This window comes from Streptomyces sp. NPDC003300 (assembly GCF_040610915.1).
Classification (GTDB): domain Bacteria; phylum Actinomycetota; class Actinomycetes; order Streptomycetales; family Streptomycetaceae; genus Actinacidiphila.
On record NZ_JBEXNE010000009.1, the window covers coordinates 1 to 20,691 of the forward strand.

A 20,691-nucleotide genomic window follows, 5' to 3' on the forward strand; every position below is an offset into this window, starting at 1 on the left:
TGCGGTGCAGTCCTAGACAGCTCCACCACACCGGAGGTCTTCGCCATGATCAAGCACCGGCACATGTCAACAACGCTCGTGATCAATACACCTAGGCCGATTGGGGACGCGCGGTCGTACGGCCATACGTATGTCCGTACGACCGCACACCCCGTACGTCTCCCCCTGAGCGCGGGGCCGGGTGCCGGTCAGCCCGCGATCACCGCGCCCAGCCACGCGCCCGCCACGACGAGGCACGCCAGGAGTTCGACCAGGACGGAGCCGCCCACCGCGCGCATCGCGGTGCGGGTCGCGGTCCAGGCGGCGCGGTGGCCGCCGAGGCGCACGCGCTCGGTCGCGTAGATCGTGCCGACGAAGCCGAGGACCGCGCCCAGCACGGGGATCAGGAAGAAACCGGCGATGGCGAAGGAGCCCGCGACCAGCACGGTGTGCCAGGTGATGCCCGAATCGCGGATCCGGCGCGCCGGGAGCAGCCACACCACCACCTGGACGACGGCCAGCAGACCGGTCGCCCCGGCCAGTACGCCCCAGGTCAGGCTCGTGTGCTCCTGCGTCGCCCACCACATGACGGCGGCCCAGCAGAGCAGCGTCCCCGGCACGCCGGGGGCCAGCACACCGACGAGTCCGAGCAGCATCACCGCGCCGATCAGGCACACCTGTGCGGTCCCCATGAGCCCACCCTGCCCGATGACGCGCCCGTCCGCCGGGCGGATCACCCTCGGGGCGCAAGGCGAGACCTGTCCGAGACCCGTAGGACCACTCGCGTACGCCGCTCGTACGCCGTCCGTACGCCGTGGGGACGTCGTCGGTCCGCCGCCCCGTCAACCGTCCGGTGGCGCGCTCACCCTTCCGGTGGGACCGGCGGGACCGGCGGACCGGCGACCGGCCACCGCGTACGGCCCCGCGCTCATACGTCCGTGTCGCCGCGCGCCACCCAGCCGCGTTCGTAGGCGTGCCAGCCGAGCTGGAGGCGGGTGGTGACCTCGGCGATCTCCATCAGCCGTTTGACCCGGCGCTGCACGGTGCGCAGCCCGAGGTCGAGCTGCTTGGCCGCCGAGGCGTCCGTCAGACCGGCCAGCAGCAGCGAGAGGATGCGCAGGTCGGTGCTGTCCGGCGCTTCGGGGGACTCCTCGGCCACGGTGCCCGTCCCGTCCAGGCTCAGCGGCATCCCCTGCCGCCACACTCCCTCGAACAGCCCCATCAGCGACTCCAGCAGCCCGCTGGCGTGCACGACCAGCGCGGCGGGCTGGGCGAGGCGGCGGGTCAGCGGCACCATCGCCAACGACCGGTCGGCCACCACCAGTTTGGTCGGCACCCGGTCCACCACCCGCACCTGTTCGTTCCTGCCGAGCGCGGCGGACACCTCCGTGAAACCGCTCGGGCTCGTCACGACGGAACGTTCCAGCACCACGCGGTACGTGACGCCGCGTCGGGACGCCTCCTGCTCGGCGTCGTTCTCCGTCCCGGTGATGGCCACCGGGCGGTCGGTGACCAGGGCGCAGACCTCGCTCTCCGCGCCGAACTGGAGTTGCAGGAAGCGCTGCGCCACCGCGTTGGCTCCGGTGACCACCTCGACCAGGTCGTGCACGGCCGGCTCCGTCGCCTCGGCGCGGAACTCGGCGGCCAGGACGGCGGCGGCCAGCTCCGCCTGCTCCAACTCGTGCCGCTGCCGGGTCAGCAGCGCCGACAGCGCCACGGCCGGTGGCGCGGCGACCCAGCGGCCGGGCCGCGCCGACGACTGCGCGACCAGCCCGTGCCCCTCCAGCCTGCGCAGGATGCGGCCCGCGTCCTCCTCGTTCAGCCCGAGGCGGTGCGACAGGTCGCCGACCTCGGCCGCGCCCAGGCCGACCAGCGCCCGGTAGGCCGATTCCTGCACTTCGTCCAGACCGATGGCGCCGAGCACGGAGCCCCCTCCCTGCGGTGATGGTGACGGTGGCGGAAATGAGCCACGGCGGTTTCCCGCCTTGGTCATCTTGTACTCCCGCAGGTCCGCTCTGCCAGTGTGATCGACACCGAGCTTTCCGGAGAGCTTGACGGAGAGCTTGACGGGGAGCTTTTCGGTGGCTTCGCGGGAGGCGGGACGGAGGGCGCCGGGGACGGTGTCCGTGGCAGCCCCCGGAAGAAGTCTCCGGACGCGTCCGAAGGTCACGGTGCGGTCCCCGGAGGATCTTTCCCGAGGTCCCGGCCGGGGACGCCGACTCCGCCGGGCGGCCCTGCTGTGGGGGCGGGGCCGGCCCGGCGGTTCCACGTTTCCCGGCGGCCCGCGCGGTGGACAATAAGGGCATGAGCCAGCAGGGGGACTCCCACAGCAGCCAAGAGGACGACTGGTGGCGTCAGTTGTACGACGACGACGCGGCCACGCCGTCCGCCACGCCGGATTCCGTCGACGCGCACTTCGATACGGCGCTGGACGCGGTGGCGCCTCCGCCGCCGACGCCGGCCGCCGACACGTTGCGACTGCGTCGGCCCACTCCGCCGCCTCCGCCCCCTTCCTGGCCGGGGCCGCCGCGCACACCGGGTGCGCCTCCGGCGCCGGTCCCGACCACGGCGCCGGTCTCGGCTCCGGAGCCCGCTTCGGTGTCGATTCCGGCTCAGCAGGACGCGTCGCCCGAGGTGCCGGCCGACGAGGCACCGGCTGACGAGGTGCCGGCCGACGTGGTGCCGGTCGATGTGGTGCCAGCCGAGCGGCCGGTCGAGCCGCCGGTCGAGTCCTCGGCCGAACCACCCGCCAAGCCGTCGATCGCCGCGCCGGACGCGCCGCCGGTCGATGACGCTCCCGCGTGGGACGCCTGGTCGGCCGAGCCGACCTTCGGCACGGCGCCGCCGCCACCGGAAGAGGCTCCGGAGGCCGCCGCGCCCGAGCCCACTCCGCCGCCCCGGCCGGAGCAACGCCCTTGGGACGCCTGGTCGTCCGCTCCCACCTTCGCCGAACGCCCCGAGCCGTCGGCCCCCGCCCCGGAGCCCCGCGAGGCGCCGCGCCCCGCGTCCGACTCCTGGTGGACCCGCTCACCTTCGGCCGCCCCCGAGCCGGCACCGGCGCCGGAGCCCGTCGCCGAAGAGCCGGAGGCGTCGGAGGGCGATACGCCCGGAGCATCGTGGGACGCGTGGTCGGCCACCCCGACCTTCGCCGTCGAGGACCCCCCGCCCGCTTCCCCGGACGAGCCTGCCCTCTGGCCCCGCACCGCCTGGCAGGCCCCGACCCCCGAGACGGCCGAACCGGCACCGGCCGAGCCGGACGATTCCGGACCGCCGTCGCCGACCGACTCGGCGCTCGACCAACTCCTGGCAGCCCGCCGCCCCGCGCCCGAGCCGCCCCCCTCCGACAACTCCTGGGCCACCCCGGAGGCGGACCGCCCCGAGGCCGAGCCCCACCGCCCGTTTACCGCCCCGACCGGCGCGGCGGACCCCAACTACCCCTGGCCGCCCGCCCCGACCACGCCGAGCGCACCCCCGAGCCCGCAGACCGCCCCGCCCGGACCTGCCCCCGATCGTTCCCCTTCTGCGGCCCAACCACCCGCCCCTGCGACACCGGACGAGCCCGCCCAGCCCATTCCCCCGCAGCCGTCCGCCCCGCCCGAGCCCCGCCGCCCGTGGGTCCCCCCGACCGAGGCGGAGCCCGCCCAGTCGGGTCCCTCCCCGCAGGCGGCTGACGCCGAGCCTGTCCCGGCCGACCGGGAGGCCCCCACCGCCTCCCCGGAGCCCGGCTCTCCCTGGGCTGTCCCGCCCGGGGCGGAGGTCGATCGCTCCTGGGCGGCCCAGCCGCCCGCCGTACCGGAGCCCGATCAGCCGAGCCCCCCGCAGCAGTCCGCCCCGGCCGAGCCCCGCCGTCCCTGGGTGGGTCCGACTGCCGTGGGTGTGCCGACCGCAGCGCAGAACGATCAGCCGGGTCCTTCTCCGGAGGCACTGGCCCAGCCGGGTCCTTCTCCGGAGACACCTGCGGCCGAGGCCGAACCGGTCGAGCCGGAGCCCGATCCGTCACGCCCTTCGCAGGCGGCTGACGCCGAGTCTGTCCCGGCGGTGCCGGGCGAGTCCGACGGGTCGGAGTCCGAACAGCCCAATCCCCCGCAGCCGTCCGCTTCGGTCGAGCCCCGCCGTCCTTGGGCGGGGCCCGCGGTCGTCGGCGTGCCGGTCGGCGGGCGGAAGGGGCAGGCGGGGGAGCGGGACGGTGCCGAGGCCGGGACCGGGGCGACCGAGGGCGCAGGGAAGGCGGCCGGGTCGGCGGCGGGGTGGGGGCGGGAGACGGGGTTCGTGGAAGGGGAGGTGCGGTGGGCGCCGGAGCTGCCGCCCGGGTGGGTGGCGGCGGTGGGGGCGCGCGACGAGGTCGCGGAGCCGGAGGTGGTGGGCGGGGGGCCGCCGACGTACGCGGCGGAGCCGACCGCGTGGCCGGAGGCGGAACCGGACGACCTCGGCGCCCTGGTGGCGGACACGGTGCTGGACGGCGCGCGGTACGGCCGCATGACGGTCCGGACGGTGTCGCTGCGCGGCGACTCGGCGCGGTACCGGGGCCAGCCCCGCAGGGACGCCCTCCTCACGGCCCGCTTCGGCAGCGGCGACGAGGCGCTGCTGCTGGTCGCGATGGCCAGCGGCGCCCGCGCGGCGGACGACGCGCACAAGGCGGCGCAGGACGCGGTGCGGTGGATCGCGGGCGCGGTCGGCCGGAGCAGGAACCGGCTCTCTGACGACCTGCGCGCGGCCCGCAGAGGCTCGCTCAAGTCGGGCCTGCACCGGCTGACCGACCGTTGCTACGGACGCCTGCGGGCCCGCGGCGAGGACCTGGGCCTGGACGAGGGCACGTACACCGCCTCGCTGCGCTGTCTGCTGCTGCCCGCGGACCCGGAGTGCCGGACCCGGCTGTTCTTCGGCGTCGGCGACGGCGGACTGTTCCGGATCAGGGACGACACCTGGCAGGACCTGGACCTGGCGCCGGACGAGACGGCGGCGCCGTTCCGCTTCCGGGCCACCGTCGCGCAGCCCGGCGACGCGCTGGTGATGTGCAGCGGCGGCCTCGCGGAACCGCTGCGCGGCGAGCCCGCGCTGGCCGTCCACCTGGCAGGCCGCTGGGGCGCGGGACCGCCCGGCATGGCCGCGTATCTGGCCGACGCCCAGACCCGCGTCAAGGGCTACGCCGACGACCGGACGGCGGTGACCGTCTGGGACGCGTGACCGGGCGCGCCCCGGCGCTCCCGGATGCGGGGCCACCCACTTCCCGGTGAGATGAGAGGAGTCACCGACGAGGACAGGTGGGCCCGATGGCGAAGCAGACCGTGGCCGAGCAGTTCATCGACGTGCTGGTGCGCGCGGGCGTACAGCGCGTGTACGGGGTGGTGGGCGACAGCCTCAACCCCGTCGTGGACGCCGTACGCCGCAACCGTTCCATCGAATGGGTGCACGTACGCCACGAGGAGGTCGCGGCCTTCGCGGCGGGCGCGGAGGCCCAGCTCACCGGCAAGCTCGCGGCCTGCGCGGGTTCCTGCGGCCCCGGCAATCTGCACCTGATCAACGGCCTGTACGACGCGCACCGCTCGATGGCCCCGGTGCTGGCGCTCGCCTCGCACATCCCCAGCAGCGAGATCGGCACCGGCTACTTCCAGGAGACCCACCCCGACCAGCTCTTCCGCGAGTGCAGCCACTACAGCGAGCTGATCTCCAACCCGGCGCAGATGCCGCGGGTCCTCCAGACCGCCATCCAGCACGCGGTGGGCCGCGGCGGCGTCAGCGTCATCAGCCTGCCGGGCGACATCGCCGCCCAGACCGCGCCGCAGCGCAGCATCGAGCACGCCCTGGTCACCCGCCGCCCCACCGTCCGCCCCGGCGACGCGGAACTCGACGTCTTCGCCCGGCTCGTCAACGGCGCCAACAAGGTCGCCCTGTTCTGCGGCAGCGGCACCGCGGGCTCGCACGACGAGGTGATGGCCTTCGCCGAACGCGTCAAGGCCCCGGTCGGCCACGCCCTGCGCGGCAAGGAGTGGATCCAGTACGACAATCCGTACGACGTCGGCATGAGCGGTCTGCTCGGCTACGGCGCCGCGTACGAGGCGATGCACGAGTGCGACCTGCTGATCCTGCTCGGCACCGACTTCCCGTACAACGCCTTCCTGCCGGACGACGTGACGATCGTGCAGGTCGACGTGCGGCCCGAGCACCTCGGGCGCCGCTCGAAGCTGGACCTGGCGGTGTGGGGCGACGTCGGCGAGACGCTGCGCTGCCTGACGCCGAAGGTGCGGGAGAAGTCCGACCGCAAATTCCTCAACCGGATGCTGAAGAAGCACAGCGACGCGCTGGAAGGCGTCGTGAAGGCGTACACCCGCAAGGTCGACAAGCACGTGCCGATCCACCCGGAGTACGTGGCGTCCGTGCTCGACGAAGAGGCCGCGGACGACGCGGTGTTCACCGTCGACACGGGCATGTGCAATGTGTGGGCGGCCCGTTATCTGACGCCCAACGGCAAGCGCCGCGTCATCGGCTCCTTCACGCACGGCTCGATGGCGAACGCGCTGCCGCAGGCGATCGGCGCGCAGTTCCTCGACCGCCGCAGGCAGGTGGTGTCGATGTCGGGCGACGGCGGCTTCACCATGCTGATGGGCGACTTCCTGACGCTCGTCCAGTACGAACTCCCCGTCAAGGTGGTGCTGTTCAACAACTCCTCGCTCGGCATGGTCGAGCTGGAGATGATGGTCGAGGGCCTGCCCGCGTACGGCACCACCAACCACAACCCGGACTTCGCGGCCATCGCCAACGCCGCCGGGGCCTACGGCGTCCGGGTGGAGAAGCCCAAGGACCTGCGGGACGCGCTGCGCGGCGCCTTCCGGCACAAGGGGCCCGCCCTGGTCGACGTCGTCACCGACCCGCACGCCCTGTCCATCCCGCCGAAGATCACCGGCGAGCAGATCGGCGGCTTCGCGCTGTCGGTGGGCAAGGTCGTACTGGACGGCGGCGTCGGCAAGATGGTGCAGCTCGCGCGCTCCAACCTGCGCAACGTGCCGCGCCCGTAGCCCCGTTCGGCTCCGTTGCGACCCAGGACCGCGCCCTCCGGCACACCCCGACCGGCACGTTCCACCGGCTCGACCCCCCGTCCCGGTCCAGCGGTGCCCGGACAATCAGCCGTCGCTGTACGGGTACCGCGGGACGGAACAGGGGGCCGACGGGAAAAGCCGTCAACTCTGGATCAGATCGAACTCCTCCCACTGCCCGATGGCCGCCCGATTCGCGATCAGCGCCGCCGCGCCCCCGTTCTCGGCCGTCACGTACTGGTTGTTGACCCGCGCCCGCAGGCTGACGCTCCCGTCGCCGTTGCGCACGAGCTGGAACTGCTCCCAGGTGCCGACCGCGTCGACCTTGGCGAGCAGCGGGGCGGCGCCCGCGTTGTCGGCCGTCACGTACTTGTTGTTGGCGTGCGCGCGCAGCGCGATCCAACCGCCGCCCTGGTCGATCTCGTCGAACTGCTCCCAGGGCCCGATGGCCGTACGGTTGGCGATCAGCGGCGCCGCGCCCGCGTTGTCCGCCGTCACGTACTGGCCGTTGGCGTGCGCGCGCAGCGAGACCACCGTGCCGCCGCCGGGCGCGGTGCCGCCGCCGTCCAGACCGATCTGCACATTGCCCAGGTGCTTGGCGGCGGTGGCGGGGGAGCCGGAGACCTGCGCGTAGGGCAGCGCCGTGGTCGGCGCGGCCACCGGCTCGACGAGGTACGACTGCCCCGAGGCGACCGGCACATTGAAGGTGCCCGCGGTGGTCGGCGCGACCACGACGGCGTTGCTCGAACCGTTCACCACCTGCACCGACTGACCGGGCCAGGGGTTGCGCACGCGCATGGTCTGCGACGACCCGGCCTGGATGGCGACCGTGACCGGGGTGCCGTTCTGGACCTGCACGTCCACCTTGGTGTTGCCCTGCACCGAGACCGTGCCCGCCGCGTCCCAGCCGGCCGGCCAGGCCGGGGCGATCCGCAGCAGCCCGTCGTAGTCCTGCACCAGCGCCTCGTTCAGCGCGGTCGCGACACCGGACGCCTGCTCGATGTACGCCTCCGTGCCGACGGTGTTGCCGAGGTCGGCCAGCCCGTTGATGTACACCTGGTGGCTCTGGGTGATCGACGTCAGCCTCGCCGCGACCTCACTGGCCAGCCCGAGCCTGGCCGCGTCGATCGCGTCCATGCTCCAGTCGTTGCCCCCGGTCACCGCCCGGTGGTTGTACGAGCGCACCGCCAGGTCCCGCAGCGCCCCCGGGTCGTCGGTGACCAGGTTGTACGGCCACACCGGCTCCAGGTCGATGTTCTCGCTGTTCCTGATCTGCGCGGTCGGCTGGTACGAGTACGCGATGATGTCGTTGTTCGACGCGTCCGCCGACGGCGGCAGCACCTGCGTACGGCCGTAGTCGGTACGCGCCCACGCCGGTATCTGGCCCTGCGCGGTGGTCAGTTGCGAGATCAGCGCGGTGTCCCCGGTGTTGAGGAGCTGCGCCGCCTTGATCACCACGGGGAAGAGCGCGGCGTCCGCGGCCAGGTCGGTCGTCGGGTCCTGCACCGCCCACTGCGTCTCGTGCGCGTTGGCGACCGCGTGCAGCTTCCCGTCCGAGCCGACCTTCTGGTAGTTGAGCAGGAAGGTCGCCGACGACTTCAGCAACGGGTAGTACGTGCGCAGGAAGTTGATGTCGCCGGTGGCCAGGTACTGCTGCCAGATGAACAGGCTGATCTCGGCGCCCGAGGTGATGTTCAGGGCGTTCCAGTTGGGGCTGCCCGGCTGGCTGCACGCCGCGTTGGCGCCGTTGCCCGGGTCGCCGCCGTTGCCGTTGAACCGCATGACCTCGGGGACGCAGGCGCCCGGTGTGCCGCCCATCTGCTGCTTGGTCCACGCCTCGATGGCGGCCAGGTTGTTCTGGTAGAGGTTGAAGATCGGGATGTTCAGCGCGAAGTTGCCGCTGCTGGTGTTCGCGGAGATCTGGGTGCGCAGATTCCACAGCCAGGTCGCCGACGGCGTCCAGTTCTGGTGGTCCTGGCCGAAGTTGAACATGTCGGCGACGCCCGCCTGGCTGCCCGGCACGGTGCCGCGCATCGAGGCGGCCTCCATGTACAGGTACAAGGTGCGCAGCGTCTCCATGTACTGCGCGGTGCCGTCGGCCGAATTCGCCTCAAGGACACCGGAGTTGGCCCAGAAGCCGGACCACCAGGACTGCTGGGAGGACAGCAGCGAGGACTCGGCGGCGGTCGCGTCGGAGCCGAGCAGATTCGCGGCGGTGGTCGCCGCGTTGCCGCCGGTCCAGGCCGGGGCGCCGAGGATCACCCGGTAGGAGCCGTCGGCGTTGGGGGTGAACGCGACCTTCACCTGGGTGGAGTTGACCACCGAGGCGGTGACATTGCGACCGCCCGCGGAGAGCGCGGCCAGCGAGCCGAAGGTACGGCCCGAGGAGCCCGCCTCCTGGTTGTCCACCCAGGTCTCGGCCAGCGTGCCGACGGTGCCCGAGACGGCGGCCTGCGGACCGCGGCCCGACCACAGGCTCAGCGTCGCGGTCTGCTGGGCGCCCGGATCGGCGCCGGTGACGTCCACGATCAGTTCGTCCTTGGTCGCCGACACCCAGGACTTGAGGGTCATGCCGCCGCCGGACTCGGTGAGCACACCGGTGTAGACGTCCAGCGAGCCCTTGAAGTCGCTCGCGTTCGTCAGCGCGGACAGGCCCGGAATCTGCACCTGGCCCGGGGACTTGCGGCCCGGCAGGGTGTCGGCGCGGTTGAGCTGCGCGGTGAAGCCGCCCGCGGCCCAGGCGGCGGCGCCCAGCGAGCCGTTGCCCAGCGGCAGCGACTGCGCGGCGGCGGTGTTCGGCGAGCCGAGCACGATGTTCGAGCGGCGGATCACATTGGGGGTGTCGACATGGAAGCCGCCGTTCTGCCAGGCCGTGGTCGCGGTCGCCGCCGCGGCCGGCGGGGCGGCGGCGGGGACGAGCAGGCCCGCGGTGAGCAGGCCCGCCGCCAGAAGTGCGGTGGTGACGAGCGCGGGTGGTCGGATCATTCGCCGACGTCCGAGTTTTCCTTGCGGTGAGTACACGGGCCCCTCCCGAGGCAACGGGACGACAACACAGGCGCAACACCCAAGAGACACATGGGATGAGTGCGCCACAGAGTGGAGGCCGTGACCGCGTAGTGTCAAGGATTTTCACAACGCTGAGTCGGCTATACATCGGACCTCTCTAGGGAGTGGAGGTCAGAGTGCCTGCCCGGGTCGAGAATCCGCGACGGCGGCGGCGCGATCCGCAGACCTCCGATGTGACGTCGGCTGCGCGCATCCGGGACACATCAGGGGATCACGCGTGCAGGACTGGAACCTGTGGGGCTGGGAATGCCTATCGGCAAGAAAGTTCGACCGGGGAATCGCGGCGGCGACCGGAGCGGGGCCATGGAAGAGCCCGAAGCAGGGGAACTGGGGGATCAGACGGACATCACGGGGCAGATACTGCGGCATACGGTGCGGCACGCCGACCTCCCGGCCGTGGCCGAGGTGCGTCGCCTGCTGCGCGAGCATCTGCGGGACTGGGGAGTGCCCGTGCTCTGCGACACGGCGGAGCTGCTCGCCACCGAGCTGGTCACCAACGCACTCCAGCACACCACCGACGGGGCGGTGCTCACCGCCACACTCGTCCCCGGGCGGACGGCCGGGGAGCGGCTGCGCGTCGAGGTCTACGACGACCTCGCCCGGCACCCGAGGCTCCCGGCCCAGGCGACCGCCCCCGAGGACCACGGCACTTCGGGCCGCGGGCTGCTCCTCGTGCAGTCCCTGGCCGACGCCTGGGGCGCGCACTCACGCGGCAAGGGCAAAGTCGTCTGGTTCGAAGTCGACGCCCGCCGCGCGTGACAGCGCCCACGGGGCGGGGACCCGGGTATCTCTCCCGTGCCCCACCACCCGTGGGCGGCAGTCGACAACCGGCTTTCGGCTCAGCCGAATTGGCGTTCCATTTCCTCCAGCTTGCGTTCCAGGGAGTCCAGTCGGGGGAGGGTCATCGTGTCGTCCTCCGCCGTCAGGTCGATGGTGAAAGGGGCCGCGGCGTCCTCGCGTACCGGCTGGAGCGCCGGACGGGCGCGGACGGGGAGTTCGGCCGCGTGGGCCTCTATGGCAGGCTCCGATGCGGCCTGGCCGCTGCCGCCCGCGGCACTGGCCGCCGGAGGCAGTTCGACCTGACGGCCGCCCCGGCCGCCACCACGCGGCCAGTTCCTGTGCTGCCGGTTGAGCGCCTTGACGCGCGCCCGCTCCAGCCGGTCGTGGTCGCGGCGGCGCATCACGTTCTGCTCGCGCTCCCGCTTGTCCTCCCGGACCTCCTCGACCGCCTCGTCCAGCGTGCGTACGCCTTCGAGGAGCATCAGGGACCAGGCCGCGTACGTCTCACGCGGTGCCCGCATCCACCGCACCATGCGGATCTGCGGCAGCGGACGCGGTACGAGCCCCTGTTCGCGCAGCGCCGCCCGGCGGGTCTGCTTCAGCGCGCGGTCGAAGAGGACCGCGGCCGAGAGCGACATCCCGGCGAAGAACTGCGGAGCACCGGCGTGGTCGATACCGCGCGGCGCGTGCACCCAGTTGAACCAGGCGGCGGCGCCGGCGAACAGCCACACCAGCATGCGCGAGCCGAGAGCCGCGTCACCGTGGCTGGCCTCACGGACGGCCAGTACGGAGCAGAACATCGCCGCGCCGTCCAGGCCGAACGGGACCAGGTACTCCCAGCCGCCGGTCAGGTTGAGGTTCTCCCGGCCGAAGCCGACCAGGCCGTGGAAGGAGAGGGCCGCGGCGACGGCGGCGCAGCAGAAGAGCAGCACGTACGAGGCGCTGCCGTATATCGCCTCCTTGCGACGACGGCGCTCCTCACTGCGCTCCCACGAATCCACCTGGGCGCCGTCGGCGCTGCTCGAACTCGCCTTGCGGTTGCGGAAGACGAGCACGCAGGCCACGAGGACGACCAGGCCGATGGCCCCCGAGAGCGCCCAGTCCAGCGATATGTCCGTAAGTCTCATGTGCGATTCCTAGTGTCGCTTCCGTCGCGCTCGGGCCGCGGGACGGCTTACGAGCGACATCTTTGCGAAGAGCGCGGATGACTGGAGAGGTTATGGCCCAAGAGCACGCCTTCGGATGGATTGCTCGAACTTCCGTGCCACAACAACTCAGTTGAGCGAGATCGTAGCGTGATCGTCAGGCCGCCGAGACCAGCCGCCTGATCCGGTCCGCGTCGCAGGTCCGCGGGCAGGTGGTGCAGGCATCGGCCGGACTGATCGTATAGAACCGGCAGCAGGTGAGCCGGTCCCGGGTCCGGCTCACGGGCGGTGACGGTGCGTCAGTACCGGTCGGGACCGTCAGTTCGCGGAATGCGGCGCCTCCCGCATACGGCGTAGTGCCACCGGGCAGCAGCGCGGCCAGCTCCGCCGCGGCCCGCTCCTCCTCGCCCAGCAACTGCCCCACGCGCCAGAGCCCTTCGGTGATCTCGTCGGTCGCCATGCCCCACAGCGCACGCGGTCCGCGCCGCAGCCGCGGCCCGAATCCCTCCAGCAGCGGCGCGAGATGCTCGGCCAGCGCGGCCCGCAGCTCGTCGCGCAGTGCCGCCTCGCCGGGCACGACGCGGGCGTGGGGGAGCGCCGCGGCCGGGTCGTCCGGCAGGCAGGCGAAGGAGCGCGGCCGTACGGTCATCCGGCCCGCCGCGCGGTGGAAGGACACGTCGGTGACCGCCAGCCGCGGCACCCGGCGGCTGAGGAACCACGGCACGGTGAAGAGCAGGCACGCGGGCCACGCGTAGCGGTGCAGCGCCAGCGCCGCCGCCACGTCGGGCCGCGGGCGGCGGCCGTGGTCGGCCGTGACCTGGGCGGCGACGGTGTCCGTGAGGGCGTCCGCCGCGGCGCCGCCGTCCGCCAGTTCGCGCGCCCCGACCCAGCCGGGGCCGTGCGGCAGCGGCTGGGTCACGTCGGTCGCCTCGGTCACGACGAGGCCGGGGAAGACCTCGGCGAGCCGGTCGTACGCCATGGTCAGTGGCGAGCCGGTCGGTGCGGCGGGCGGCAGGATTCTGGACACGGGCATGCGGCTCACCATCGGGTGTTTCGAGCGACACGAGATCGTTACGAGGTAAGGCTTACCTTACTCATGGAGAAGGGTTCTTGAGCAATCCGGGGTGTTTGCCACTACGGCATTCGGGGGAAAGGCGTGCCCGCACGCCCCCCTCCGGCTGCCCCGCGCCCCCACCGGCCCGCCCCGGCCGCCGCCCGCGCCGGGCGTGTCGCGTCGCGCCGCTACCGCTGCGCCTCCAGGTCGCGGAGCCAGCGGAGCTGGGTGGCGCGGTGCTCGGCGGAGCCGCCCTCGTGGCCGTTCCAGGGGTAGACGCTGATGTCCTTCGTGCTGCCCGACCAGTGGTTGTACGAGGCGAAGACCGTCGACGGCGGGCAGACCTGGTCCATGAGCGCCACCGAGTACAGCGCGGGAGCCGTCGCGCGGGCGGCGAAGTTGAGGCCGTCGAAGTACGAGAGGGTCGTGAACACGTCGTCGTCCGTGCCGCGTTGGGTCGCCAGGAACAGCACGATCTCCTGGTACGGGTCCCGGTCGGTGAGGGTCAGCGCGCGCCGGAAGTGCGACAGGAAGGGCACGTCGATCAGCGCCGCGGCGACCCCCGGGTGCAGTCCGGCGGCGGCGGTCGCGATGCCGCCGCCCTGGCTGCCGCCGGCCACGTACACCCGCCCGGCGTCGACGGCGGGATGGGCCGCCGCCACGTCCACCGCGCGGACGGCGTCGGTGAAGACCCGGCGGTAGTAGTACGCCTCGGGGTCCAGGATGCCGCGGGTCATGAAGCCGGGGGCCTGCGGGTTGCCGCCGCCGTGCGGGTCCGGCGTCGAGCCCGCGCTGTTGCGGCCCACCGCGCCCTGGCCGCGGGTGTCCACCACCAGCACGGCCCGGCCGGTGGCGGCCCACACCAGATGGTCGTGCGGCAGACCGCGCCCGCCGCCGTACCCGATGTACTGCACCACGCACGGCACCGGGCCCTCCGCGCCGCGCGGCACGACCAGCCAGGCGGATATCGGGTGGCCGCCCCAGCCGGAGAAGGTCGTGTCGAAGACGTCGACGGCCGTCAACGCGGCGTCGACGGGCAGGAATTCGGCGTCGGGAGCCGACCGCGCCGCCTCGTCGAGCGTGCGCTTCCAGAAGGCGTCGAAGTCGTCGGGCTCGTGGCGCTCCGGCCGGTACGAGCGCAGTTCTTCGAGGGGCAGATCGAACAGGGCCATGCGGACTCCATGGGCGAGAGCGAACCGAGAGTAAACAAGGTCGCACAAGAATAAACGAGACCGCACGCCCGGTCGGCTCCGCCAGCCCGGTCCGTTCTCTCGGGCTGGTCCAATGCCGGTGGGGGATAAGGCCGTTGGACCAGTCCACGCATGGTTCCGGAAGCTGACGTCGGACCTGTCCGACGTCACTGCGTCGCACGGAATCCGGTGCGGGGAATTCCCGTCGGCGGGCGGTGACCGGCGCGTGTACGGCGCTCCGCGCGATACCCCGTGGGGGTAATGCGCGGGCGGCCGGGGACACCACCGGCGCGGGTTACGCTTACCGCACTGCGCCACCCGAGTGGCGTCACCAGGCACTGGTCACCGGTCACGGCCAGGACGGCCGGTCACGCTCACGGAGTACGGAGAGGGACGCCGCGTGGAACGAGCCGCACCCGGGGGCGCCGAGCAGGTACGCGGCGACCACCCGCACGCCGGGCAGCCGGAGCTGCCCGCGCCGCGGCGCATGCCCGAGCGGCTGTCCGTACGCGACCAGGTGCTCGGAGCGCTGCGGCACGCGCTGGTCAGCGGTGAGCTGCCGCCCGGCACCGTGCACTCCGCGCCCGCCCTCGCCGGCCGCTACGGCGTCTCCGCCACGCCCATCCGCGAGGCCATGCAACTGCTGGCCCGCGAGGGCGCCGTCGAGGTGCTGCCCAACCGCGGCTTCCGGATCACCGAGCGCAGCGCCCGCGACCTGGCCGAGCTGGCCGAGATCCGCGCCCTGCTCGAGGTGCCCGTCGTCCTCGGCCTCGCCCGCAGCGTCACCGCCGACCAGTGGGAGGCGCTGCGCCCGCTGGCCGAGGCGACCGTGACCGCCGCCGCCCTCGGCGACCGGGCCGCCTACGCCGAGTCCGACCGCGCCTTCCACCGCGCGATGCTGGGCCTGTCGGGCAACCTCCAGCTCGTCTCCGTCGCCGACGAGCTGCACCGCCGCGCCCAGTGGCCGCTGGCCGTCCCGCGCCCGCCGCACGCCGCCCGCCCGGCCCCGGCGGAGCTGCTCGCCGACGCCACCGAGCACGCCGTACTGCTCGACGCCCTCGTCGCGGGGGACACCGACACCGTCGAGGCGCTGGTCAGGGAGCACTTCTCGGGCGCCGCCCGCGGCTGAGCCGGTCGAGACGGCCGAAGACGCCCGCGTATGCCGGTGAGCGGGTCGGCCATGGTCCGGGGGAGGGCCGCTGACGTTGGCTTGACCCATGACGACGACAGACGCACGACACGAGACGGTGCTGGTCCTCGGCGGCAACGGGAAGACCGGCCGCCGCGTCGCCGCCGGGCTGCGCGAGCACGGGCTGCGGGTACGGATCGGCTCGCGGGCGGGCGAGCCGCCGTTCCTCTGGGAGGACCGGGGGACCTGGCCGAAGGTGCTCGACGGCGTCCGCGCCGCCTACATCGCCTACTCCCCGGACCTGGCCGCGCCCGAGGGCGCCGACGACGTGGGCGCCTTCGCCGCGCTCGCCGTGGAGCTGGGCGTACGGCGGCTGGTCCTGCTCTCCGGCCGCGGCGAGCCGGGCGCGCTCCGCGGCGAGCGGGCCGTCCAGGACAGCGGCGCCGACTGGACGATCGTACGGTCGAGCTGGTTCGCCCAGAACTTCAGCGAGGACTATCTGCTGGAGCCGGTGCTCGCCGGGGAGATCGCGCTGCCCGCGGGTGAGGTCGGCGAGCCCTTCGTCGACGCCGAGGACGTCGCGGACGTCGCCGTGGCCGCGCTGACCGCGCCGGGGCACGAGGGGAAGGTGTACGAGGTCACCGGGCCCCGCCTGCTCACCTTCGGCGAGGCCACCGCCGAGATCGCCCGCGCCACGGGGCGCGACATCCGGTACACGCACCTGCCGGCCGCCGAGTACGCCGCCCTGCTCGGCTCCCACGGGCTTCCCGCCGAGCTGGTCTCGCTCCTCACCGACCTGTTCACCGAAGTCCTCGACGGCCGCAACGCCCACACCGCGGACGGCGTCCGGCAAGCCCTGGGGCGTCCGCCGCGCGACTTCACCGAATACGCCCTGCGGGCCGCTTCCGAAGGCGCCTGGACCCGGGGCTGACCCCGCGCCGCCCCGGGGAACGCAACCGCGCGGACCGCCGCCACCGGCAGGTGTCCGGAGACGCCCGAACCGCCCCGCCGGGGCCGGTGGCGGGGGCCTGCCCTAGGCCGCCGTGAAGGCCGGGGCGAGCCAGGTGGGGACGCCGTCCAGGAGGGCGTAGAGGCGGGCGGCCTCAAGGCGGAGCCGGGCGGCCTCGGGCTCGTCCTCGACATCGGCCAGGGCGAGCAGCGCCGGGGCGGTGCCGACGAGGTGCCCGAGGGAGACGCGGATGCGGAGGGACTCCGCGAAGCCGTGCCGGGCCTCGGCGATCTCGCCGTCGGCAGCGGCGAGCCCCGCGAGGTGGCGCCAGGTGAAGGAGGTCAGGAAGACGTCGCCGTGGGCGACGGCGCCGGCGTGGGCGCGGCGGTAGGCGGCGCGGGCGGCAGCCGGATTGGCGGCGATGTTCTCGGCGACCAGGCCGCGCCGGAAGTCCAGCAGCGGCCTGCCGGGAGAGGCGGGGGACAGCAGCGCGGCGGCGCGGCCGAACGCGGAGCTGGCCTCGTCGGCGCGGTCGCGTACGGAGAACAGCGTCGCGCCGTACGCGAGGTACCCCCGTTCGGAGGCGGCGGCACCGCGCTCCTCGTCGGTGCCCGCCAGCGCTTCGGCGGCGCGCAGCGCGTCCTCCGCATCGGACCAGCCGTCGAGGTGGTAGAAACACCCCTCGACCAGCAGTTCCGCCCTCCGTAGCGCGGCTCCGGCGTGGTCGGCGCAGAACGGCGCGAGCAGTGTCGCCGCCTCCGCCCAGCAGCCGCGAGCCCGCAGCCGCCATACGTCCGGTTCCCCGACCACCGATTCCGACAGGGCGGTTTCCGCCACAGTCTCTCCCCCAAGCGCGTCGTCGAGCGAGTGCGAGTTCCTGCTTACGTGCAGTGGCCGAAGTCCAACATGGCGCGGGGGTCCACGCCAAGGGGTTGGAGATCACCTTTTGTGAACGGGATCACTAATGCCTGTTCGGCAGGTCGGACGGTCCAACAGGTGAACGTGTGAAGGAGATTCGACGGCCACTCCGGCGGGCGCGCCGCCCGTACCGCCGTGCCGTCAGCTCATCCGCAGCGCGAGGAAGAAGTCCAACTTGTCCTCGAGGCGCGACAGATCACGCCCCGTCAGCTGTTCGATCCGCCCGATCCGGTACCGCAGCGTGTTCACGTGCAGGTGCAGCCGGGTGGCGCAGCGCGTCCAGGAGCCGTCGCACTCCAGGAACGCCCCAAGGGTCGGGATGAGGTCGGCGCGGTGCCTGCGGTCGTACGCGCGCAGCGGGTCGAGCAGCCGGGCGGTGAAGGCACGGCGCACGTCGTCGGGGACGAAGGGCAGCAGCAGGACGTGGGAGGCCAGCTCCTCGTGCCCGGCCACGCAGACCCGGCCGGGGCGGGCCGCGGCCACCCGGCGCGCGTGCCTGGCCTCCTCCAGGGCGCCGCGCAGCCCCTCGGCGGACTGCACGGCGGCGCTGACGCCGATGGTCAGCCGTCCGTCGTCGGCGAGCCCGCGGCCGAGCGGGCCGCGCAGCACGTCGAGCAGCCGGTCGGCGTGCAGGGTCGCGGGGGAGTCCTCGCCGCCCTCCTGGGCGCCGGGGACCGGCGGCGGCAGCGGTACCAGCGCCATCGCCTTGTCGTCCAGGTGCGCCACCGCGATCCGGTCCGTCGCCTCGGCCCCGGCCGCCGCCGGGTCGACCAGCACTTCCTCCAGCAGGTCCCGCGCCACCGGTCCCGGCGCCAGGTCGCCGCCCGCCCAGTCGACCCGGGCGACCACGATCTGCCACTGCGGCGCGCCGCCCGCGCCCGGCACCAGGACGGGCGCCGCGGCCCGCAGCCGGGCGCCGATCTCGGCGGGCGGCGCCCCGCCGCGCACCAGCTCGAAGACCTCCGCGGCCAGCCGCCGCCGTACCGTACGGGCCGCGTCCCGCCGCTCCCGCTCCACCGCGATGAGCTGCGTGACGCCGTGCAGCAGGTCCAGGCGCTCCGCGGGCCACTCTCCGGCGTCCGCCTCGACGGCGAGGAACCAGTCGGACAGTACGGTCGCCCGTACGTCCTCAGCCCCCGCGCGGACCGGGAAGAGCGAGTAGATCCGGCCGCCCTGGACCGCGACGCGGTGCGGCGCGGGCCGGGCGGTGCGGGCGGCGGCCTGCTGGGCGCCGGCCAGCTCGGCGCGGACCGAGGCGGCCAGCGACTGGCCGGAGCCGCCGATCTCCCGGCCGACCGCGGACAGCACCCAGGCGCGCAGGTCCAGGTCGCTGCCGAGCAGGTCGAGCACGGCGTCGGGGCCGCCGCCCGCGGGCCCCGACGACATCAGCCGCCGGTGCCGGTCCACGACCGCCGCGAGATCACCCGCCCGGCCGCCGGAGACCTGCCGGACCACGTACTCGGTGACGGTCGCGAAGGCCACCGTCTCGTCCACCGCGAACAGCGGCAGCCGGTGCCGGGCGCAGGCGGCCACCAGATCCTGCGGGATCGTGCTCAGCCCCGCCTCGCCCGCCGCGAGCGCCGCCACCCCGGCGCCGGCCAGCAGCCGGACGAAGGGCTCGCAGTCGTCGGGGCCGCGCCGCCAGGCCAGACCGGTGAGGACCAGTTCGCCGCCGGTCAGATAGCGGCTGGGGTCGCGCAGGTCCGTGGTCATCACCCCGCGGACCGTACGGTCCAGCTCGTCCTCGCCGCCGAGCAGCCGCAGGCCGAGGGCCTCGGTGTCCAGCAGTGCGCGCAGCCGCATAGTCGTCGCCTTGTCCTCTGCCGGGTCGTGGTCGCGGTCCCGGCCGTCGTCGCGGGAGCCCGGGTCGCAGTGTCGAACACCGGTGTTGCGGGTGGGCTGCCGCGAGGTTTCGGAGCGGACCCTTTCGGAGGAATCTACAAGACCCGCCCCTTGGCCAGCCAACCGCTTCATGTTTTCGGTGACTGCACCCGGACGGCCCCACAGCCGTGTACTGGGGCCACCCCGCGTGTACAGGACATGAACAGCCCACTCGGATTCGAGAAGAGAACCCCATGGAATTCCTGCGCCCCGCCAGCTGGGAGGAAGCGCTCGCCGCCAAGGCCGAGCATCCCTCCGCTGTGCCCATCGCGGGTGGCACGGACGTGATGGTCGAGATCAACTTCGACCACCGCAGGCCCGAGTTTCTGCTGGACCTGAACCGCATCGGTGAGCTCCAGGAGTGGGAGGCGGCCGAGGACACCGTCCGGCTCGGCGCCTCCGTCCCGTACACCCGGATCATGGAGAACCTCAGAGCCGAGCTGCCCGGCCTCGCGCTGGCCAGTCACACCGTCGCCTCCCCGCAGATCCGCAACCGCGGCGGTGTCGGCGGCAACCTCGGCACCGCCTCCCCGGCGGGTGACGCCCACCCGGCGCTGCTCGCGGGCGGCGGCGAGGTCGAGGCGCAGTCCGTACGCGGCACCCGGCTGATCCCCATCGACGACTTCTACCGGGGGGTGAAGCGCAACGCGCTGGAGCCCGACGAGCTGATCCGCGCCGTGCGGCTGAAGAAGGCGACCGGGCCGCAGCAGTTCTCCAAGGTCGGCACCCGCAACGCGATGGTCATCGCGGTCTGCGCCTTCGGCCTGGCCCTGCACCCCGAGATCCGCGAGGTCCGCACCGGCATCGGCTCGGCCGCGCCCACCCCGATCCGGGCGCGGACGGCCGAGGAGTTCCTGGCCGCCGCGCTGGACGAGGCCGGGCTGTGGGAGAGCCGCGGGGTGATCCCGCCCGCCGTCGCCCGGCAGTTCGCGGAGCTGGTCTCCGGGGCCGCCAACCCGATCGACGACGTCCGCGGCACCGCGTCCTACCGGCGGCACGCGCTGGCCGTCATGGCCCGCCGCACGCTCGGCTGGTCCTGGGAGCAGTACCGCGGCAACGAGCCCCACGAGCTGGACGACAGGAGCAAGCCATGCGCGTGACCTTCACCGTCAACGGCAGTCCGCAGGAAGCCGACGACGTATGGGAGGGCGAGAGCCTGCTGTACGTGCTGCGCGAGCGGATGGGCCTGCCCGGTTCCAAGAACGCCTGCGAGCAGGGCGAATGCGGCTCCTGCACGGTCCGCCTGGACGGCGTGCCGGTGTGTTCGTGTCTGGTCGCCGCGGGCCAGGCGCAGGACCGCGAGGTCGTCACCGTCGAGGGCCTGGCCGGTGAGGGCGGTGAACTCTCCACCGTCCAGCAGGCGTTCGTGGACGCGGGCGCCGTCCAGTGCGGCTTCTGCACCCCCGGACTGCTGGTCGCCGCCGACGAGTTGCTCGAACGCGTCCCCGAGCCGTCCGACGGCGACATCCGCGAGGCGCTGTCCGGCAACCTGTGCCGCTGCACCGGCTACGAGAAGATCCTCGACGCCGTACGGCTGGCCGCCGCCCGTACCGAAGGAGCGGTGTGAGC

General features: G+C 73.5%; 15 protein-coding genes. 7 read left to right on the top strand and 8 right to left on the bottom strand.

Annotation, left to right across the window (positions count from 1 at the left end):
* Positions 1–188: 188 nt before the first annotated feature.
* On the bottom strand, positions 189–671 hold the full coding sequence (locus ABZX65_RS15415; RefSeq protein WP_188282878.1) for a DUF456 domain-containing protein: 483 nt from the start codon (positions 669–671) through the stop codon (positions 189–191).
* Positions 672–907: 236 nt separating this feature from the next.
* Positions 908–1,903 carry a helix-turn-helix domain-containing protein gene (locus tag ABZX65_RS15420; protein ID WP_355338832.1) on the bottom strand — a complete coding sequence of 332 codons (996 nt, stop codon included), beginning with the start codon at positions 1,901–1,903 and terminating at the stop codon, positions 908–910.
* Positions 1,904–2,283: 380 nt separating this feature from the next.
* Between ABZX65_RS15420 and ABZX65_RS15425 the strand changes: the two genes are divergently transcribed.
* Both ABZX65_RS15425 and ABZX65_RS15430 read left to right on the top strand, forming a co-directional pair.
* Entirely contained in the window at positions 2,284–5,163 is a 2,880-nt protein-coding gene (locus tag ABZX65_RS15425) for a protein phosphatase 2C domain-containing protein (RefSeq protein ID WP_355338835.1), read from the top strand.
* A gap of 86 nt (positions 5,164–5,249) precedes the next feature.
* A complete protein-coding gene (locus ABZX65_RS15430) occupies positions 5,250–6,992 on the top strand; it encodes a pyruvate dehydrogenase (protein WP_355338838.1) in 1,743 nt (580 codons plus the stop codon).
* A gap of 162 nt (positions 6,993–7,154) precedes the next feature.
* Here the strand turns inward: ABZX65_RS15430 and ABZX65_RS15435 are convergent, their stop codons facing one another.
* Entirely contained in the window at positions 7,155–9,995 is a 2,841-nt protein-coding gene (locus ABZX65_RS15435) for a hypothetical protein (RefSeq protein WP_355338841.1), read from the bottom strand.
* A 384-nt stretch (positions 9,996–10,379) separates the two neighbouring features.
* On the opposite strand from ABZX65_RS15435, the gene ABZX65_RS15440 reads away from it, so the two are divergent.
* Positions 10,380–10,835, top strand: coding sequence for an ATP-binding protein (locus tag ABZX65_RS15440; protein WP_355338844.1), 456 nt, complete (start codon positions 10,380–10,382; stop codon positions 10,833–10,835).
* An 80-nt stretch (positions 10,836–10,915) separates the two neighbouring features.
* Here the strand turns inward: ABZX65_RS15440 and ABZX65_RS15445 are convergent, their stop codons facing one another.
* The 3 genes from ABZX65_RS15445 to ABZX65_RS15455 all read right to left on the bottom strand — a co-directional run bounded on the left by ABZX65_RS15445 (position 10,916) and on the right by ABZX65_RS15455 (position 14,227).
* Positions 10,916–11,983 (bottom strand): DUF2637 domain-containing protein, encoded by a 1,068-nt coding sequence (locus ABZX65_RS15445; protein ID WP_355338847.1) that lies wholly within the window; start codon positions 11,981–11,983, stop codon positions 10,916–10,918.
* A gap of 175 nt (positions 11,984–12,158) precedes the next feature.
* Positions 12,159–13,034, bottom strand: a complete 876-nt coding sequence (locus ABZX65_RS15450; protein ID WP_355338850.1) for a (2Fe-2S)-binding protein — start codon at positions 13,032–13,034, stop codon at positions 12,159–12,161.
* 209 nt (positions 13,035–13,243) lie between these two features.
* Positions 13,244–14,227, bottom strand: coding sequence for an acetylxylan esterase (locus tag ABZX65_RS15455; protein WP_355338853.1), 984 nt, complete (start codon positions 14,225–14,227; stop codon positions 13,244–13,246).
* A 418-nt stretch (positions 14,228–14,645) separates the two neighbouring features.
* Between ABZX65_RS15455 and ABZX65_RS15460 the strand changes: the two genes are divergently transcribed.
* Entirely contained in the window at positions 14,646–15,374 is a 729-nt protein-coding gene (locus ABZX65_RS15460) for a GntR family transcriptional regulator (RefSeq protein WP_355338857.1), read from the top strand.
* A gap of 88 nt (positions 15,375–15,462) precedes the next feature.
* Positions 15,463–16,305, top strand: a complete 843-nt coding sequence (locus tag ABZX65_RS15465; protein WP_355338860.1) for an NmrA family transcriptional regulator — start codon at positions 15,463–15,465, stop codon at positions 16,303–16,305.
* Positions 16,306–16,407: 102 nt separating this feature from the next.
* Here ABZX65_RS15465 and ABZX65_RS15470 read toward each other — a convergent pair whose 3' ends face one another.
* Positions 16,408–17,160, bottom strand: coding sequence for a hypothetical protein (locus ABZX65_RS15470; RefSeq protein ID WP_355338863.1), 753 nt, complete (start codon positions 17,158–17,160; stop codon positions 16,408–16,410).
* A gap of 222 nt (positions 17,161–17,382) precedes the next feature.
* Entirely contained in the window at positions 17,383–19,044 is a 1,662-nt protein-coding gene (locus tag ABZX65_RS15475; RefSeq protein ID WP_355338866.1) for a PucR family transcriptional regulator ligand-binding domain-containing protein, read from the bottom strand.
* A gap of 272 nt (positions 19,045–19,316) precedes the next feature.
* On the opposite strand from ABZX65_RS15475, the gene ABZX65_RS15480 reads away from it, so the two are divergent.
* Positions 19,317–20,222, top strand: a complete 906-nt coding sequence (locus ABZX65_RS15480) for a xanthine dehydrogenase family protein subunit M (RefSeq protein WP_355338869.1) — start codon at positions 19,317–19,319, stop codon at positions 20,220–20,222.
* Positions 20,213–20,689: a (2Fe-2S)-binding protein gene (locus ABZX65_RS15485; RefSeq protein ID WP_355338872.1), complete on the top strand. Its 477-nt coding sequence runs from the start codon at positions 20,213–20,215 to the stop codon at positions 20,687–20,689. Before ABZX65_RS15480 ends, ABZX65_RS15485 begins: the two co-directional genes overlap by 10 nt.
* The last annotated feature ends 2 nt before the right edge of the window (positions 20,690–20,691 follow it).

Bases quoted from the DNA above. Each gene is read 5' to 3' on its own strand.
- ABZX65_RS15415 (WP_188282878.1), bottom strand. From the start codon at position 671: ATGGGGACCGCACAGGTGTGCCTGATCGGCGCGGTGATGCTGCTCGGA.
- ABZX65_RS15425 (WP_355338835.1), top strand. From the start codon at position 2,284: ATGAGCCAGCAGGGGGACTCCCACAGCAGCCAAGAGGACGACTGGTGG.
- ABZX65_RS15430 (WP_355338838.1), top strand. From the start codon at position 5,250: ATGGCGAAGCAGACCGTGGCCGAGCAGTTCATCGACGTGCTGGTGCGC.
- ABZX65_RS15435 (WP_355338841.1), bottom strand. From the start codon at position 9,995: ATGATCCGACCACCCGCGCTCGTCACCACCGCACTTCTGGCGGCGGGC.
- ABZX65_RS15440 (WP_355338844.1), top strand. From the start codon at position 10,380: ATGGAAGAGCCCGAAGCAGGGGAACTGGGGGATCAGACGGACATCACG.
- ABZX65_RS15445 (WP_355338847.1), bottom strand. From the start codon at position 11,983: ATGAGACTTACGGACATATCGCTGGACTGGGCGCTCTCGGGGGCCATC.
- ABZX65_RS15450 (WP_355338850.1), bottom strand. From the start codon at position 13,034: ATGCCCGTGTCCAGAATCCTGCCGCCCGCCGCACCGACCGGCTCGCCA.
- ABZX65_RS15455 (WP_355338853.1), bottom strand. From the start codon at position 14,227: ATGGCCCTGTTCGATCTGCCCCTCGAAGAACTGCGCTCGTACCGGCCG.
- ABZX65_RS15465 (WP_355338860.1), top strand. From the start codon at position 15,463: ATGACGACGACAGACGCACGACACGAGACGGTGCTGGTCCTCGGCGGC.
- ABZX65_RS15475 (WP_355338866.1), bottom strand. From the start codon at position 19,044: ATGCGGCTGCGCGCACTGCTGGACACCGAGGCCCTCGGCCTGCGGCTG.
- ABZX65_RS15480 (WP_355338869.1), top strand. From the start codon at position 19,317: ATGGAATTCCTGCGCCCCGCCAGCTGGGAGGAAGCGCTCGCCGCCAAG.
- ABZX65_RS15485 (WP_355338872.1), top strand. From the start codon at position 20,213: ATGCGCGTGACCTTCACCGTCAACGGCAGTCCGCAGGAAGCCGACGAC.